Source organism: Streptomyces sp. P6-2-1 (genome assembly GCF_050613165.1).
Taxonomy (GTDB): domain Bacteria; phylum Actinomycetota; class Actinomycetes; order Streptomycetales; family Streptomycetaceae; genus Streptomyces.
In genome coordinates, this window is the sequence record NZ_CP192513.1 from 6,799,255 (window position 1) to 6,814,615 (window position 15,361).

The window sequence follows — 15,361 nt, forward strand, 5'->3', positions numbered from 1 at the left end:
GTGCCCGTCCCTCAGCCCCGCGCCCCCTCCAGGAACGTGCCCAACTCCCGTGCCACCGCTTCCGGCTGGTCCAGCATGGCCAGTACGCCCGCGTCCGGGATCTCCGCGTAGCGGCCCACGGGGAGGAGGGCCGCGAGGCGTTTGCCGTGGGCGAGGGGCATGAGCTTGTTCTCCGGCGCCCACAGCACGAGCGTCTCGCCGGGGAAGTCGCGCAGCGCCTCGGTGTCCCTGATCAGGCGCGCCTTGTCGAGCGGCGCGGTGCAGTAGGCGGCGAGGTCGCGCCGTACCCCCGCTTCCCGCAGCAGCGGCTCCGTCCAGCCGCGCACGAGCGCGTCCGGCAGCGGGCGTTTCGTCATCGGGCCCAGCATGAGCGGCGAGTCGCGCAGCACACGGATGCGCAACTGCCGCGCGGCCAGCGCGAGTCCGCCGGGGACGCGGGACGCGAGCACGACCATGCGGCCCGGCAGCCCGGGCGGGAAGTTGTCGAACGCCTCGCAGGGCAGGACGACTTGCCGCGCCAGCCGCTCGTGGAGCCCGAGCGCGGTGAGGAAGAGCCCGCCGCCCCAGTCGGTGTGGACGAGCGTGACCCCCGTCAGGTCCAGCTTCTCCAGGAACTCGGCGAGCAGCCGCCCCATCCCGGCCATCCCGAGATCCGCTCCGGGGCGCATCGGCAGCCGGTGCGCTCCGAGCGGCAGCACCGGGCGCACGTACCGGAAGCCCTCGGGGAGCAGGGGCAGCACCCGGTCCCACAGCGTGTGGTCCATCAGCAGCCCGTGCAGCAGCACCACCGGCGGCCCCGAACCCGTCTCGTCGTACTCGATCTCCCCCGCGGACAAAGTGACGTGCCGCATGACGTTCTCCTCGGCTTCGCTTCGGCTGGCGCGCTAGAACGTTCTCTCCAGAAAGCTCGTTCTACCATGTCCGCATGAGAACGGACGAGCGCATCACGCGGGCTATGGGAGAACTTTTGCGCCGTCAGGGCTACGCGGCGACGGGCATCAACGCCCTCGCCCGCGCCGCCGAGGCGCCCACGGGCTCGCTCTACCACCACTTCAGGGGCGGGAAGCGGGAGATCGCTGCGGCGGCACTGCGGCAGACCGGCGCCGTCCACATCCAGTTGCTGCCCCTCCTGCTCGACCCGTACGAGGACCTCGCCGAGGGCATCGAAGCGGCCTTCGCGCAGGCGGGCGACGACATGCGCGGCACGGGCTGGCCCAACATGTGCCCGGTCGGCAGCGTGACCGCCGAGATCGCCGACGTGGAACCGGAGTTGCGCGAGGTATCGGCCGAGGTCATGCGGGACTGGATCGACAAGGGCACCGCCTACTTCACCGCGCGCGGACTCACCCCGCCGGCGGCCGCCGAGTTCACGCACGCGGTCCTCGCCGCGCTGGAAGGCGCCTTCGTCATGGCACGCGGCCTGCGCACCGAGGCCCCCTTCCACGCGGCGGGCCGCACGCTCGCCGCGCACGTCCGCACGCTGGCGCGGGAGGAGGGCGCGGGGGTACGGGAGGAGGACGCGGCAGTACGGGCGGAGGGCGCGGTGGCCGGGAGCTGAGCCGCGTCATCGCCTCCGCGCGGCCCGTCCCCTCACCCCTCCCCGGCCCGTACCAGTCCCGCCTCGTACGCCAGGATCACGAGCCGCACCCGGTCGCGCGCCCCCAGCTTCGTCAGGAGCCTGCCGACGTGCGCCTTCGCCGTCGCGGGGGTGATGAACAGGCGCGCGGCGATCTCCGCGTTGGACAGGCCGAGCCCCACGAGCGTCAGCACCTCCCGCTCGCGCGCCGTGACGCCCGGCAGGGGCAGCGCCGGCCGCTTCGGCGTACGGGCGAGGAACGCGGAGACGAGCCGGCGGGTCACGCCGGGTGCGAGGAGCGCCTCACCTGCCGCGACGACCTCGACGGCGTCGAGGATGCGGTCGAGGTCCATGTCCTTGACGACGAATCCGCTCGCCCCGGCCCGGAGCGCGGCGTGCACGTTCGCGTCGTCGTCGAAGGTCGTGAGGACGAGGACCTTCGGCGGCGTGCCGGGGGCACTCGTGATGCGGTGCGTCGCCTCCGCACCGTCCATCCCCGGCATCCGCAGGTCCATGACGACGAGGTCGGGCGCGAGCGCCGCCGCGAGCCGCACCGCCTCCGCCCCGTCGCCCGCCTCGCCGACGACGACCAGCCCGTTCCGCTCCTCGATGAGCACCCGCAGCCCGTGCCGCACGAGCGGCTGGTCATCGGTCAGCAGCACCCGTATCACTCCCGCACCACCGTCACCGTTCACTCCCGCCCCACCTCCACGGGCAGCCGCGCCACGACCTCGAACCCGCCCTCAGGGCGCGGCCCCGCGCGCAGTTCCCCGCCAAGCAGCGCGGCCCGCTCCCGCATTCCCGCGAGCCCGAACCCCACCGCCTGCCCGGCCCTCCTCGCCGGGCCCGCGTCCGTGATCTCCACACGCAGCGCCTGCGGCCCGAACGCCAGGCGCACTTGGCAGACCCTCGCCGTCGAGTGGCGCAGGACGTTCGTCAGCGCCTCCTGCACGATGCGGTACGCCGCCGAGTCGACGTCCCCGGGCAGCGCGCGCCGCCCCTCGCGCACCAGTTCGGCCCGCAGCCCGGCCGCACGCGTGCGGGCGAGGAGCGCCGGCAGCCCGGCAAGCGCCGGGGCGGGGCCCGGGTCCGTGTCGGTGCCCCGCAGCGCGCCGAGGACCCGGCGCAGGCCCGCGAGGGTCTCGCGGCTGTGCTCCTCGACGGCGGCGAGGGCGGAGCGCGCCTCCTCCGGGCGGCTCGTGAGGACCCGGCGCCCCACGCCGGCCTGGATCGCGATGACGCCGATGCTGTGCGCCACCATGTCGTGCAACTCCCGTGCGATGCGCAGTCGTTCGTCGACCACGGCCCGCTCGGTGGCGGCGGCGCGCAGCGCCTCGGCATGCGCCCGCCGCTCCCGCGCCGCGCGTCCGAGCACTCCCGCCGTGACCGTCACGAGGGCGAGGAAGGCCCCCGTGACCGGGAGCGACCCTGGCCGGTAGTACGTGGCGGCGCCGAGCTGGACGGCGAAGGAGACGAGGCCCGCGCCGAGCGTCCACACGGCCGGGGACCGGTGGGCGATCACGCACAGGAGGAGGGCGCAGCCCGCGCCGTGCACGCAGGCGAGCTGCCACGCCTGCGTGCCGGGCGAGGGGACCGGGCCGGGAAGCGACTTCATCGCGGAGTCCGCGCGCACGACGGTGGTGAAGGAGACCGCGAGCAGGACGGCGAGGGCGGCGCGGGGCCGCAGCACGGCGAGCGGCACGAGGAGGGCGCAGGCCGCCGCGACCGGAAGGAGCCGCAGGCCCGTCGCGTCCGGTCCGGCGACCGCCACGCACCACACGTCGAGCGCGGCGCAGGTGAGCGCGCAGAGCCACGCGAGGGCGAGCGCGAGTCGTGGCCGCGCGGTCGCGAGGCGCCGGAGAGCGGGAGCGGGCAGGGCGCCACGTAGCGCGGACGGAGCGGGCGGAGGGGACGGTGCGGGCGACGCGGCGCCGGGGCCCGCGAGCGCGGCACGTACGGACGGGGTCCTCATACGGCGCCATCGTAAGCGCGAGGAGCCCTCCCGGCAGCGGCCCACGGGCGTACGCCCGCAGGCGAACTCCTTCGCCGGAAGGGCTCCTACGGGCCGATGCCCGCCCAACGCCGCCCGGGGGAGCGTGGAATGGTGATCGAAGCGAGCGAACTCACCAGAATCCACGGCACCACGACCGTCGTCGACCACCTCTCCTTCACGGTCGTCCCCGGCGTTGTGACCGGCTTCCTCGGCCCGAACGGCGCGGGCAAGACCACGACCCTGCGCCTGATCCTCGGGCTCGACCGGCCCACGCGCGGCACCGTCACCGTCGGCGGACGCGCCTTCGCCACCCGGCCGCGCGGCCTGCGGCACGTCGGCGCGCTGCTCGACGCGGGTGATGCGCACGCCGGGCGCACAGGCCGTGCCCACCTGCGCGCCCTCGCCGCGAGCAACGGACTGCCGCCCGCACGGGTCGCCGCCGTGCTCGCCCGCGTGGGTCTCACGGCCGTCGCGGGGCGGCGTGTCGGGGCGTACTCGCTCGGGATGCGGCAGCGCCTCGGCATCGCCGCCGCGCTGCTCGGCGACCCGCCCGTCCTCCTCTTCGACGAACCGCTCAACGGGCTCGACCCCGAAGGGGTGCGCTGGGCACGAGACCTGTTCCGCTCCCTCGCCGCCGAGGGCCGCACCGTCCTCGTCTCCAGCCACCTCATGGGCGAGATGGAGGAGACAGCCGAAACGCTCGTCGTGATCGGTCGCGGCAGGCTGCTCGCCGCCGGGCCCCTGGCCGGGCTTGCCGCCCGAACCCCCGCGACCGTACGGGTCAGGACCCCCGAGCCCGACCGCCTCGCCGCACTGCTCGCGGCCGAGGGGGCGCGCCTGCGCCGCGAGCCCGACGGCACGTGCACCGTCACCGGTGCGGCGGCCGGGCGCCTCGGTGACCTCGCGCTGCGGCACCGTCTCGCGCTGCACGAACTCACGCCCCGTACCTGCTCCTTGGAGGAGACCTTCCTGCGCATCACCGCCGGCAGTGTCGAGTACGCGGCGGGTGAGCCCCGATGAACCGAGCACCCCGCGCGGAACGCGCCCGCTTCCGCGACCTCCTCGCCGCCGAGCGGATCAAGCTCCTCTCGCTCCGTTCCACCCCGGCGGTCCTTGCCGGAACCGCCCTCGTTGTCCTCGGTGTCAACGCCAACTCCGCACGCTCCAACGCCGATCGGCTCGCCGGGCAGGCATGGCCGGAGCCTTCCGGCACGTCCTTCGACGCGCTGCGCACGGCCTTCGTCGACCCGGCCTGGCAGCTCCTCGTGGTCGTCCTCGCCGTCCTCGGTGGCTCCACACTCTTCGGCGAGTACGCGAGTGGCCTGCTGCGCACGACCTTCGCCGCCGTCCCCGCGCGCGGCCACGTCGTCCTCGCGAAGGCCGCGCTGGTCACGGTGCTCGCGACGGTGCTCGGGGGCTTCGTCAGCGGTGCGTCGTTCTGGCTCACGCAGGCGCTGCTGCGCGACCACGGCGGGCGCGCGCTCGACGACCCGGGTGCCGCGCGCGCCGTCCTCGCGGGCGCGCTCATCGCCCCGGTGTGCGCGCTCATCGGCCTCGCGGTGGGCGCGACGGTCCGCCACACCGCCGGCTCCGTGGGCGCCGCCCTCGCCGTGCTCCTCCTGCTCCCCGCCCTCCTCCAGGGCGAACGCCACCGCTGGGTCGCTGAACTGGCCCACCTCCTGCCGCTCAACGCCTTCCGCCGACTCGTCACCGACCCATCCCACGAGGACACCCTCGGCCGGTACGTCTCCTCGGTCCCGGAGGCGTGGTGCGTGTACGGGGCCTGGGCGCTGGGGGCGGTGGTGCTCGCGGTGGGGATGGTGCGGAGACGGAGCGCGTGAGGAGAGGGGGGCGACGCGCGAGGTTTGGCGGCTCTTCGTCGTGGCAAGTGGTACGTGGTACCGTCGCGGCGGTACGCGGTACCGTCGCGTGGTGACGGAGCGCGGGCGAGAGCACGAAGGGGTGCGGGCATGAGCGGACGGACGGCGCGCGAGCGGCTGGCGCACGCCGCCTTCCAGTTGTTCGACGAGCAGGGCTACGAGGGCACCACCGTCGACGAGATCGCCGAGCGCGCGGGCGTGGGCCGCACCACTTTCTTCCGGCACTACCGGGCCAAGGAGGACGTGATCTTCCCCGATCACGACCGTCTCCTGGAACGGATCGCGAGCCGTCTCGCCACCTCGCGCACCGACACCGCGCTCACCGCGGTCTCGGAGGCGGTCCGGCTCGTCCTGCTGCACTACGTCGACGAGGGCGACGTCGCCCGGCATCGCTACCGCCTCACCAGCGGCGTGCCCGCGCTGCGCGATCGCGAGATCGCGAGCGTCGCCCGCTACCAGCGGCTCTTCAAGGAGTTCCTCGCCCGCTGGATGGGGGAAGCGCCGGGGGCCCCGCTGCGCGCCGAACTCATGGCGGCCTGCGTGGTGTCCGCGCACAACCACGTCCTGCGCCGCTGGCTGCGCGGCGAGGCCACCGACCCGATGGTCGAGGCCGACACCGCCCTGCGCGAAGTGCTCGCGCTCTTCTCCGGGCAGGCGGGCGAGGGGGAGACGCACGTCATCGCCTTCACCAGCCGCCACCCGCTCGACCATCTCCTCCCGGCCCTCCGGCGTCTGGCGACGACCGGGCAGCCCGTGCCGGGACACCCAACCCAGAAAGAGGAGGACCAGGCGTGAGCTTGAGGATCGTTGTCTGTGTGAAGTACGTGCCGGACGCGACGGGTGACCGGCGTTTCGCCGATGACCTGACGTTGGACCGTGAGGATGTGGACGGTCTGTTGTCGGAGTTGGACGAGTACGCGGTGGAGCAGGCGCTTCAGATCGCGGACGCGGCTGGTGACGCGGAGATCACGGTGTTGACGGTGGGTCCGGAGGACGCGAAGGACGCGTTGCGCAAGGCGTTGTCGATGGGTGCGGACAAGGGCATTCATGTCGAGGACGACGACTTGCACGGCACGGATGTGTTCGGCACGTCGCTGGTGCTGGCGAAGGCGGTCGAGAAGGCCGGGTTCGACCTGGTGGTGTGCGGGATGGCGTCGACGGACGGGACGATGGGTGTGCTTCCGGCGTTGCTCTCGGAGCGGCTGGGGGTTCCGCAGGTGACGTTGTTGTCCGAGGTGTCGGTCGAGGGCGGTGTGGTGAGGGGCCGTCGTGATGGTGACGCGGCGTCGGAGCTGCTGGAGGCGCAGCTCCCGGCGGTCGTGTCGGTGACGGACCAGTCGGGTGAGGCGCGGTATCCGTCGTTCAAGGGGATTATGGCGGCGAAGAAGAAGCCGGTGGAGTCCTGGGATCTGGAGGATCTTCAGGTCGAGGCGGGCGAGGTCGGTCTCGGGGGTTCGTGGTCGAGGGTGGAGGAGGCGGCGGCGCGTCCGGCGCGTTCGGCGGGGACGATCGTGACGGACGAGGGTGAGGGTGGCAAGCGGCTGGCCGAGTTCCTCGCGGGCCAGAAGTTCATCTGAGCCCTTCTGTTGAGCCCTTCTCGAAATCCCTCTCTCTGGCTGGAGCGTTGTCATGGCTGAAGTTGTTGTTTACGTCGATCACGTGGATGGCGCGGTGCGCAAGCCCACGTTGGAGTTGCTGACGCTGGCGCGTCGTCTGGGTGAGCCGGTCGCGGTCGCGCTGGGTGCGGGTGCCGGGCAGACGGCGGGTGTGCTGGGTGAGCATGGTGCGGCGCGGGTGCTGACGTCGGAGGCGGCGGAGTACGCGGACTACCTCGTCGTGCCGAAGGTGGACGCGCTCCAGGCCGCGGTGGAAGCGGTGTCTCCGGTGGCTGTGCTGGTGTCGTCCTCGGCTGAGGGCAAGGAGATCGCTGCCCGTCTCGCGCTGCGGATCGGTTCGGGTCTGATCACGGACGCGGTGGACGTCGAGGCGGGTGCGGATGGTCCGGTGGCGACGCAGTCGGTGTTCGCGGCGTCGTTCACGACGAAGTCGAGGGTGTCCCGGGGTATTCCGGTGATCACGGTGAAGCCGAACTCGGCGCCGGTGGAGGCGGTTGCGGCTGCTGGGGTGGTCGAGGAGCTGGTGGTGTCGTTCTCGGAGGCGGCGTCGGGGACGCGGGTGACGTCGCGGACGGCGCGTGAGTCGTCGGGGCGTCCGGAGCTGACGGAGGCGGCGATCGTGGTCTCGGGTGGTCGTGGGGTGAACGGTGCGGAGAACTTCGCCCTGATCGAGGCCCTGGCGGACTCCCTGGGCGCGGCGGTGGGTGCGTCGCGTGCGGCGGTGGACGCGGGTTGGTATCCGCACGCCAACCAGGTCGGTCAGACCGGTAAGACGGTGTCTCCGCAGTTGTATATCGCTTCGGGTATTTCGGGTGCGATTCAGCATCGTGCGGGGATGCAGACGTCGAAGACGATCGTGGCGATCAACAAGGATGAGGAGGCCCCGATCTTCGAGCTGGTGGATTACGGCGTGGTCGGTGATCTCTTCAACGTCGTGCCCCAGCTCACCGAAGAGGTCAACGCCCGCAAGGGCTGACACCTTCTCGCACGAGCGACCACGGCCCCGCGTCCCGCCCCCCCGGCGGACACGGGGCCGTCACCATGCCTCCCCCCGAAAGGGCGGGATGCGCCAAGACCGGCGCCCGATCCTTGTCCCCGCCGGGGGCTCCGCACGGTCCGCCCCGCTCGCAGACTTGCCGTACGCGGTGACGCGACGTGCCTGTTCAGCGGGCCCGTACCGTCGCCCCCCCGCCCCCGAGCCAAGGACGGCCCACCATGACCGAGCGCGTACTCACCCCTCGCAAGCGGGGTTTCCTCTTCCTCGACGCCCACCCCACGGGCTGCGCGCGCCTCGTCAGCGACATGTGGGACGCGTGCCCCGAGCCCGCGACGCAGCCACCGGCGGACGGAGGACCCGTCGCCCTCGTCATCGGGTCCTCCGCCGGATACGGGCTCGCGGCCACCCTCGCGGGGCTCAAGCGGGCCGGGATACGAGGCATCGCGGTGTCCTTCGAGAAGGGGCCCGGCGAGCGGCGTACCGCGACGGCCGGGTGGTACCGCACGGCCGCCACCGCCGCGCTCGCGCGCGAGGCCGGGCGCGACCTCGTGTTCCTCAACGGCGACGCGTTCTCCGACGCCGTGAAGGACGAGGTGGCGGACCTCGTCGAGCAGCGCTTCGGCGGCCGGCTCGACCACCTCGTCTACTCCGTTGCCGCGCCACGCCGTACGGACCCCGACACGGGCACCACATACGCCTCCGTCCTCAAGCCGATCGGGGCCCCGCACCGCACGAAGACCCTCGTCTTCGACGCGGACGGCACCGCCGACGTCCGCGAGGCGGTGACGGACCCGGCCGAGGGCGACGACATCGCGCGGACCGTCGCCGTCATGGGCGGCACGGACTGGGAGCGCTGGATCGACCGGCTCGGCGCGCGCGGACTGCTCGCCGAGGGCTTCACGACCGTCGCTCTCTCCTACCTCGGCTCGCCGCTCACCGCGGCGATCTACCGGCGGGGCACGATCGGCGCGGCCAAGGCCCACCTGGAGGCCACCGCGCGCACCCTGCACGAGCGCCTCGCGAAGACGGTCGCGGGCCGCGCGGTGACCTCCGTGAACGGCGCCGCCGTCACGCAGTCGTCCACGGCCGTCCCCGGCATCGCCCTCTACACGGGCCTGCTGCGCGGCGTGCTCGGCGAGCGGCTCGTCCCGCCGGTGCGGCAGCTCGCCGAGCTGTGGGACCGGCTCACCGGCGCGAGCCCGCTCGCCGTCGACGACGAAGGCCGCGTCCGCCTCGACGGCTGGGAACTCGCCGAGGACATCCAGGCGGCGGTCTCGGAACGCTGGGCGGCCGTCACCACGGAGACGGTGGAAGACCTCGCCGACATCGACTGGTTCCGCGCGGAGGTGTGCCGCCTGTACGGCTTCGCGGTGCCGGGCGTCGACTACGCGGCCCCCGTGGAGACGGAAGTGCCCTGGCCCGCGCGCCTTGCCCAAGGTGGTCGCTCCACGAGGGCGGGAGGCCGGCGGATGACGGAGTTCGACGAGAGCGAGCGGCTGATCCGGGCGGGGCGCGCAGAGGCGTACGCGGCGAGTTTCGCGAAGCTGTGCGCTTATCCGGTGGGGGAGTTGCTCGACGCGGCGGGTGTCGGTGCGGGTACGTATGTGCTCGACGTGGGCACGAGCCCGGGGACCGTCGCCGCGGCAGCACTCGCGCGCGGGGCGCGCGTGACGGCCGCTGACCCGGAGCCGAGCATGCTCGCGCTCGCGGCGCGGACCGCTCCCGAAGCGGCGACGCGGTCCGCGATGCTCCCTGAACTCCCCTTCGCGGACGGCGAATTCGACGCCGTCGTCGCCAACTTCGTACTGAACCACGTGGGCCGGCCGCGTGCCGCGCTCGCTGAACTGCGCCGCGTCGTACGGCCCGGTGGGCGCGTCGCCGTGACGGTCTGGGCGAAGCCTCCCGCGCCCGGTCAGGCGCTCCTCGGGCGCGCCCTCGCCGCGGGCGGCGCCGTCCGGCCCCCGCACCTCGCGACCGGACCCGACCCGGACGAGGACTTTCCCCGCGACGAAGCGGGACTCGCCGCGCTCCTCGCGGCGGCCGGGCTCGCGGACGCGGCCTGCGCGACCTTGCACGGGGACCACCGGGCGAGCCGCGAGGAGTGGTGGAGCGCGCCTGCGGCCGGGGTCGCGGGGAGCGGGCGCCTCTTCCGGGCGCAGACACCCGGCGTACAGGCCGCGATCAAGCGGCACTTCGACCTCTTCGGCGCCGAATTCACCGACCCGGACGGCCTGTTGCGGCTGCCGCACGCCGCGCTGCTCGCGTGGGGGCGGCGGTGAAGGGCGCGAGCGGCCTCGCACCCCGCCTGTTCGCCGCGCTCGGACGTTTCCACGACGCGCGCCCCTGGGACCACAACGCCCACTACCACCGCGCGATCCTGCGCCGCCTGCCCCGCCGCTTCGGGCCCGCGCTCGACGTCGGCTGCGGCAGCGGGGACCTCGCCCGGCTCCTCGCCGGGCGCGCGCAGTCGGTGACCGGGACCGACACGGACCCAGGGATCGTCGCGAAGGCGCGCGCGGCGACCCCGGAAGCGGTGCCGGTCGCCTTCACCACGGCGGACGCCCTCGACGCCGAGGCAGCCCCCGGCCCGTACGCCGCCGTGACCTGCGTCGCCGTGCTCCACCACCTGCCGCTCACCGAGACCCTGGCCTCGTTCCGCGCCAGGCTCGCCCCCGGCGGCACCCTCGTCGTCGTCGGGCTGTACCGGGAGGAGACCCGCGCGGACCGCGCCGTCAGCCTCCTCGCCGTCGTCGCCCACGCACTGGTCGCCTGGTGGAAGCACCCCCGGGGCGGGCGGGCCGCCCGCCCGGCCGCCATGACCGCGCGCACCCGTCCCGCGACCACGAGCCTCGCCGAGATCCGCCGCACCGCCGCACGCGAACTCCCCGGCGTGCGCGTGCGCAGGCGCCTGTTCTGGCGGTACGTGCTCGAGTGGCGGCGACCGTGAACCGGCCGCCCGCCACGGCGGCGACGCGCGTGCGCTACTGCCCCTCCACCACCGGGCTCAGCCCCCGCAGCGGCTCCCACCAGGCGCGGTGCGCCGCGTACCAGTGGATCGTCTCGCGCAGGCCCGTCGCGAGGTCCACGCGGGGGCGCCAGCCCAGCTCCGTGCGCAGCTTCGAGGAGTCGAGCAGGTAGCGGCGGTCGTGGCCGGGGCGGTCCGGGACGGTGCGCAACAGGGAGAGAGGGAGGCCGAGCGCGGTGAGGACGTGCTCCGCGAGGGCGCCGACGCTCAGTTCGGTGCCCGTGCCCACGTGGTACGTCTCGCCGATGCGGCCCGCGTGCAGCACGGCGGCGATCGCCCGGACGTGGTCACGCACGTGAATCCACTCGCGGCGGTTCTCGCGCGAGGCGTAGACCGGCAGGTCGAGCCCTTCGAGCGCGCGGGTCGCGAAGAGCGGGAGCACCTTCTCGGGGAACTGGTGCGAGCCGTAGTTGTTCGCCGAGTTCGTCAGCGTCACAGGGAGGCCGTACGTCTCGTAGTACGCGCGCACCGCGTGGTCGGCGCCCGCCTTGCTCGCGCTGTACGGCGTACGCGGCCGGTAGGGGGACTCCTCCGTGAACGCCGCTTCGGCGTCCAGCGCCAGATCCCCGTACACCTCGCACGTCGAGACGTGGTGGAAGCGCGCGACCCCGAGCCGCCTGCACGCCTCCAGGAGGGTCTGCGTGCCCAGCACGTTCGTGCGGAAGAAACGGTCGGGAGCGAGCACGGCGAGGCTGTTGTGCGACTCGGCGGCGAAGTTCACGACGACCTCGACGCGATGCGCGGCGAGGGTACGGGCCACGAACGGGCCGTCCGTGATGTCGCCCCGCACGAAGGTGATCCGCTCCGCGACGTCCGCGAGATTCGCGCGCACGCCCGCGTAGGTGAGCGCGTCGAAGGCGACGAGGGAGTCGTCCGGGTGTTTCTCCAGCCAGTAGCGGGTGAAGTGCGAGCCGATGAAACCGGCCGCACCGGTGACGAGCAGGGAGGTCATGCGCGGGCGCTCCTGGTGGGGGTCATGCGGAGGGGTTCCTGACGGGGCCTTGGGCGTTGCTGCGCACCTGGTACGGGACCGTGGTGCGCCGGTCGGGGTCGATCGCGAGCAGCCCGCCGGCCGGGGGCCTGGCACGCTGCGCGCAGTCGCGGCGCTCGCAGATCCGGCAGCCCAGGCCGATCGGGGTCGCGGCGCGCGGGTCGTCGAGCGCGATGCCCTCCGCGTACACGAGCCGGTGCGCGTGGCGCAGCTCGCAGCCGAGCGCCAGCGCGAACTCGGCGCGCGGCGCGTGGTGCCCGAGCCCGCCCCGTACGAGCGTGCGCGCGATCCAGAAGAACCGCTTGCCGTCCGGCATCTCGGCGACCTGGGTGAGGATGCGGCCGGGGGCCGAGAACGCCTCGTACACCGTCCACAGCGGGCACGTGCCGCCGAGCCGCGAGAAGTGGAAGGCCGTCGCCGACTGGCGCTTGGAGATGTTCCCCGCGCGGTCCACGCGCAGGAAGGAGAAGGGCACGCCCTGGCGGCCCTCGCGCTGGAGGGTGCTCAGGCGGTGGCACACCGTCTCGAAGCCGACGCCGAAGCGCGCCGACAGCAGCTCGATGTCGTAGCGCGTCTCCTCGGCCGCGCGGTGGAAGGTCCCGTACGGCATGAGGAGCGCCCCGGCGAAGTAGTTCGCGAGCCCGATCCGCGCGAGCGTCACCGAGGCCCGCGAGGTCAGGCGCGTCTCGCCGCTCGCGACCTCGTCGATCAGCCCGCCCTGTTCCAGCAGGGCCAGCTGCGTCGCGAGCTGGAAGGCGCGCTGGCCCTCGGTGAGCCACGGCGAGAGGAAGAGCCTGCGGCTCGCGGGGTCGAAACGGCGGGCGTCGACGATCCGCTCGGGCGCCGCCGACAGGACCCGGACGCCGTGGCGCGCGGCGAGGTGCGCGGTGAGCGGGTCGGCGCAGCGGCCGGGCGTGAGCCCGAGGAGGTCGGCGGTGTGCTCGGCCGCGGCGTCGATGGGCGCGAAGTGGTTGTGGTGCGCGTAGAAGAAGTCCCGCACCTCGTCGTGCGGCTCCCCGGCGGGCGGGGGCGGGGAGCCCGAGCCGCGGCCCGCGAGTACGGCGGCCTGCTCGGCCGCGTCCCGGTAGCGGCGGTGTACGGCGACGAGGGCACGCGCGAGGTCCGGGTGGTCGCGGACCGCCTCGGCGATCTCCTCGGGCGGGGGCGGGTCGATGCCGCTCGCCTCGTCCGCGAGCGCCGCGCGCAGGTCGGTCGTCAGGCGGGCCTCGTCGGCCACCGAGAAGTACTCCGCGCCGACCCCGAAGACCTCCTCCAGGCGCAGCAGCACAGGGACGGTCAGCGGGCGCGAGCCCTGCTCGATCTGGTTGGCGTAGCTCGTCGAGATGCCGAGCGCGCGGGCCATCTCGACCTGGTTGAGGCCCCGCTCGCGGCGCAGCCGGCGCAGCTTCGCGTGCGCGTACAGCTTGCCGTGCCTGCCGCCGGCCATGACCCGTACCTCCTCGCGTGCCGTACGCCCCCGCGCCCCGCCCCGCACCCCGTGCGCCCCCGTCCGGCGGAGAGACGCGTTCCTTGCGAAGAGCGGTTCCGCCACCGGTGGAAAGCCGCCGCCCCGGTGGCCCGGAAACGCTTGTGAATTTACCATTCGCAGATTTCGCAGAACCGGAACGCGGCGGCTGTACGGATTCCACATCCCTACGGACTGGTAACCGGCGGCCCCAGCGGGCAGGGTTGATGATCTCAGTTACGTTTCCGTCTTCGTGAGGAGTCCTGTGATCGAGCACCACGTCCGTGTGCACCCCAGTGCGGACCGCCTGCCCCGTGAGGACCAGCTGGCCTGGAAGCTCGCCACCGTCGCCACCGGCACCGTCGAGCCCGACCCGGAGAGCGCGGCGATGGCCGTCAACCGGGTCATCGACAACGCCTCGGTCGCGATGGCCTCGCTGGTGCGCCGCCCCGTCGCCGTCGCCAGGGCCCAGGCACTCGCGCACCGCGCGGGCACCCCGGGCACGGGGGCGAGGGTCTTCGGCGCGCAGGGCCGCTTCAGCCCCGAGTGGGCCGCGTGGGCCAACGGCACCGCGGTGCGCGAGCTGGACTTCCACGACACCTACCTCGCCGCCGACTACTCGCACCCCGGCGACAACATCCCGCCGATCCTCGCCGTCGCCCAGCACACCGGGCGCACCGGCGCCGACGTGCTCCGCGGCGTCGTCGCCGCGTACGAACTGCACGTCGCGCTCGTCAAGGGCATCTGCCTGCACGCGCACCGCATCGATCACGTCGCGCACCTCAGCGCGGCGACCGCGGGCGGCATCGGCGCGCTCCTGCGGCTGCCCACCGAGACCGTCTACCAGGCGATCCAGCAGGCCGTGCACACCACGACGGCGACCCGCCAGTCCCGCAAGGGCGAGATCTCCAGCTGGAAGGCGTACGCGCCCGCCTTCGCGGGCAAGGCCGCGATCGAGGCCGTCGACCGCGCGATGCGCGGCGAGACCTCGCCCTCGCCGATCTACGAGGGCGAGGACGGCTTCCTCGCCTGGATGCTGGACGGCCCCGACTCCGACTACACGGTCTGGCTGCCCGAGGCGGGCGAGGCCCGGCGCGGCATCCTCGACACGTACACCAAGGAGCACTCCGCGGAGTACCAGGCGCAGGCGCTCATCGACCTCGCCCGCCGCATGGGCGAGAAGATCCCGCTCGACCGCGTCGCCTCGATCGTGCTCCACACGAGCCACCACACGCACAACGTCATCGGCTCCGGCGCCAACGACCCGCAGAAGTACGACCCCGAGGCGAGCCGCGAAACGCTCGACCACTCGGTCCCGTACATCTTCGCCGTCGCGCTCCAGGACCGCGCCTGGCACCACGAGCGCTCCTACGCGCCCGAGCGCGCCGCGCGCCCCGACACGGTCGCGCTGTGGCAGAGGATCACCACGGTCGAGGACCCCGAGTGGACCCGCCGCTACCACGACCCCGACCCGCAGCAGCGCGCCTTCGGCGCCCGTGCCGTGGTCACCCTCGACGACGGGACCGTCATCGAGGACGAGCTGGGCGTCGCCGACGCGCACCCGGCGGGGGCCCGCCCCTTCGACCGCCCCGCCTATCAGGGCAAGTTCCGCACCCTCGCCGAGAACATCGTCACGCCCGAGGCGCAGGACCGCTTCCTCGGCGCCGCCGAGCACCTCGCCGAGCTGAGCGCGAGCGACCTCGACGGCCTCTTCCCCGAGGTCGACACCGAGGCCGTCGCCGCCTACGACGCGAAGCTGCCGAAGGGCGTCTTCTGATGCCCGGCGCCCGTCTTACCCGTACACCCCGTACGAAGCGG

At 73.7% G+C, this 15,361-nt stretch carries 14 protein-coding genes and 1 pseudogene; 10 read left to right on the forward strand and 5 right to left on the reverse strand.

Going from position 1 to position 15,361, the window contains the following annotated elements; translation table 11 throughout:
- Nucleotides 1-11: 11 nt before the first annotated feature.
- Nucleotides 12-851 (reverse strand): alpha/beta fold hydrolase, encoded by an 840-nt coding sequence (locus ACQYWQ_RS28630; protein ID WP_431038695.1) that lies wholly within the window; start codon nt 849-851, stop codon nt 12-14.
- A 74-nt stretch (nt 852-925) separates the two neighbouring features.
- On the opposite strand from ACQYWQ_RS28630, the gene ACQYWQ_RS28635 reads away from it, so the two are divergent.
- Nucleotides 926-1,558 (forward strand): TetR/AcrR family transcriptional regulator, encoded by a 633-nt coding sequence (locus ACQYWQ_RS28635; RefSeq protein ID WP_431038696.1) that lies wholly within the window; start codon nt 926-928, stop codon nt 1,556-1,558.
- A gap of 32 nt (nt 1,559-1,590) precedes the next feature.
- On the opposite strand, the gene ACQYWQ_RS28640 is transcribed toward ACQYWQ_RS28635, so the two are convergent.
- A complete protein-coding gene (locus ACQYWQ_RS28640; protein ID WP_431038698.1) occupies nt 1,591-2,271 on the reverse strand; it encodes a response regulator in 681 nt (226 codons plus the stop codon).
- A complete protein-coding gene (locus tag ACQYWQ_RS28645; protein ID WP_431038699.1) occupies nt 2,268-3,548 on the reverse strand; it encodes a histidine kinase in 1,281 nt (426 codons plus the stop codon). The genes ACQYWQ_RS28640 and ACQYWQ_RS28645 overlap by 4 nt, the downstream gene beginning before the upstream one ends.
- A 132-nt stretch (nt 3,549-3,680) precedes the next feature.
- On the opposite strand from ACQYWQ_RS28645, the gene ACQYWQ_RS28650 reads away from it, so the two are divergent.
- The 8 genes and pseudogenes from ACQYWQ_RS28650 to ACQYWQ_RS28685 all read left to right on the forward strand — a co-directional run bounded on the left by ACQYWQ_RS28650 (nt 3,681) and on the right by ACQYWQ_RS28685 (nt 11,009).
- Nucleotides 3,681-4,589, forward strand: coding sequence for an ATP-binding cassette domain-containing protein (locus ACQYWQ_RS28650; protein ID WP_431039391.1), 909 nt, complete (start codon nt 3,681-3,683; stop codon nt 4,587-4,589).
- The gene (locus tag ACQYWQ_RS28655; protein ID WP_431038700.1) at nt 4,586-5,410 is read left to right on the forward strand and encodes an ABC transporter permease; all 825 of its coding nucleotides are present in this window, start codon (nt 4,586-4,588) and stop codon (nt 5,408-5,410) included. Before ACQYWQ_RS28650 ends, ACQYWQ_RS28655 begins: the two co-directional genes overlap by 4 nt.
- Nucleotides 5,411-5,539: 129 nt before the next feature.
- On the forward strand, nt 5,540-6,244 hold the full coding sequence (locus tag ACQYWQ_RS28660; protein ID WP_431038701.1) for a TetR/AcrR family transcriptional regulator: 705 nt from the start codon (nt 5,540-5,542) through the stop codon (nt 6,242-6,244).
- Nucleotides 6,241-7,026: an electron transfer flavoprotein subunit beta/FixA family protein gene (locus ACQYWQ_RS28665; protein ID WP_431038703.1), complete on the forward strand. Its 786-nt coding sequence runs from the start codon at nt 6,241-6,243 to the stop codon at nt 7,024-7,026. The genes ACQYWQ_RS28660 and ACQYWQ_RS28665 overlap by 4 nt, the downstream gene beginning before the upstream one ends.
- Nucleotides 7,027-7,078: 52 nt before the next feature.
- Entirely contained in the window at nt 7,079-8,041 is a 963-nt protein-coding gene (locus tag ACQYWQ_RS28670; protein WP_431038705.1) for an electron transfer flavoprotein subunit alpha/FixB family protein, read from the forward strand.
- A gap of 239 nt (nt 8,042-8,280) precedes the next feature.
- Nucleotides 8,281-9,486 (forward strand): annotated as a pseudogene (gene fabV, locus ACQYWQ_RS28675) (enoyl-[acyl-carrier-protein] reductase FabV); the annotation flags it as partial.
- A 45-nt stretch (nt 9,487-9,531) separates the two neighbouring features.
- Nucleotides 9,532-10,341, forward strand: coding sequence for a class I SAM-dependent methyltransferase (locus ACQYWQ_RS28680; protein WP_431039392.1), 810 nt, complete (start codon nt 9,532-9,534; stop codon nt 10,339-10,341).
- Nucleotides 10,338-11,009, forward strand: a complete 672-nt coding sequence (locus ACQYWQ_RS28685) for a class I SAM-dependent methyltransferase (protein ID WP_431038706.1) — start codon at nt 10,338-10,340, stop codon at nt 11,007-11,009. The genes ACQYWQ_RS28680 and ACQYWQ_RS28685 overlap by 4 nt, the downstream gene beginning before the upstream one ends.
- 34 nt (nt 11,010-11,043) lie before the next feature.
- On the opposite strand, the gene rfbB is transcribed toward ACQYWQ_RS28685, so the two are convergent.
- Entirely contained in the window at nt 11,044-12,039 is a 996-nt protein-coding gene (gene rfbB, locus ACQYWQ_RS28690; RefSeq protein ID WP_431038708.1) for a dTDP-glucose 4,6-dehydratase, read from the reverse strand.
- Between the two features lie 22 nt (nt 12,040-12,061).
- Complete coding sequence (locus tag ACQYWQ_RS28695) at nt 12,062-13,525, reverse strand: short-chain fatty acyl-CoA regulator family protein (protein WP_431038710.1); 1,464 nt, start codon at nt 13,523-13,525, stop codon at nt 12,062-12,064.
- A gap of 283 nt (nt 13,526-13,808) precedes the next feature.
- On the opposite strand from ACQYWQ_RS28695, the gene ACQYWQ_RS28700 reads away from it, so the two are divergent.
- Nucleotides 13,809-15,320, forward strand: coding sequence for an MmgE/PrpD family protein (locus tag ACQYWQ_RS28700; protein ID WP_431038711.1), 1,512 nt, complete (start codon nt 13,809-13,811; stop codon nt 15,318-15,320).
- Nucleotides 15,321-15,361: the final 41 nt, after the last annotated feature.

Excerpts from the sequence above, each read along its gene's own strand:
- ACQYWQ_RS28630 (WP_431038695.1), bottom strand. The coding sequence starts at position 851 with ATGCGGCACGTCACTTTGTCCGCGGGGGAGATCGAGTACGACGAGACG.
- ACQYWQ_RS28635 (WP_431038696.1), top strand. The coding sequence starts at position 926 with ATGAGAACGGACGAGCGCATCACGCGGGCTATGGGAGAACTTTTGCGC.
- ACQYWQ_RS28645 (WP_431038699.1), bottom strand. The coding sequence starts at position 3,548 with ATGAGGACCCCGTCCGTACGTGCCGCGCTCGCGGGCCCCGGCGCCGCG.
- ACQYWQ_RS28655 (WP_431038700.1), top strand. The coding sequence starts at position 4,586 with ATGAACCGAGCACCCCGCGCGGAACGCGCCCGCTTCCGCGACCTCCTC.
- ACQYWQ_RS28660 (WP_431038701.1), top strand. The coding sequence starts at position 5,540 with ATGAGCGGACGGACGGCGCGCGAGCGGCTGGCGCACGCCGCCTTCCAG.
- ACQYWQ_RS28670 (WP_431038705.1), top strand. The coding sequence starts at position 7,079 with ATGGCTGAAGTTGTTGTTTACGTCGATCACGTGGATGGCGCGGTGCGC.
- ACQYWQ_RS28680 (WP_431039392.1), top strand. The coding sequence starts at position 9,532 with ATGACGGAGTTCGACGAGAGCGAGCGGCTGATCCGGGCGGGGCGCGCA.
- rfbB (WP_431038708.1), bottom strand. The coding sequence starts at position 12,039 with ATGACCTCCCTGCTCGTCACCGGTGCGGCCGGTTTCATCGGCTCGCAC.
- ACQYWQ_RS28695 (WP_431038710.1), bottom strand. The coding sequence starts at position 13,525 with ATGGCCGGCGGCAGGCACGGCAAGCTGTACGCGCACGCGAAGCTGCGC.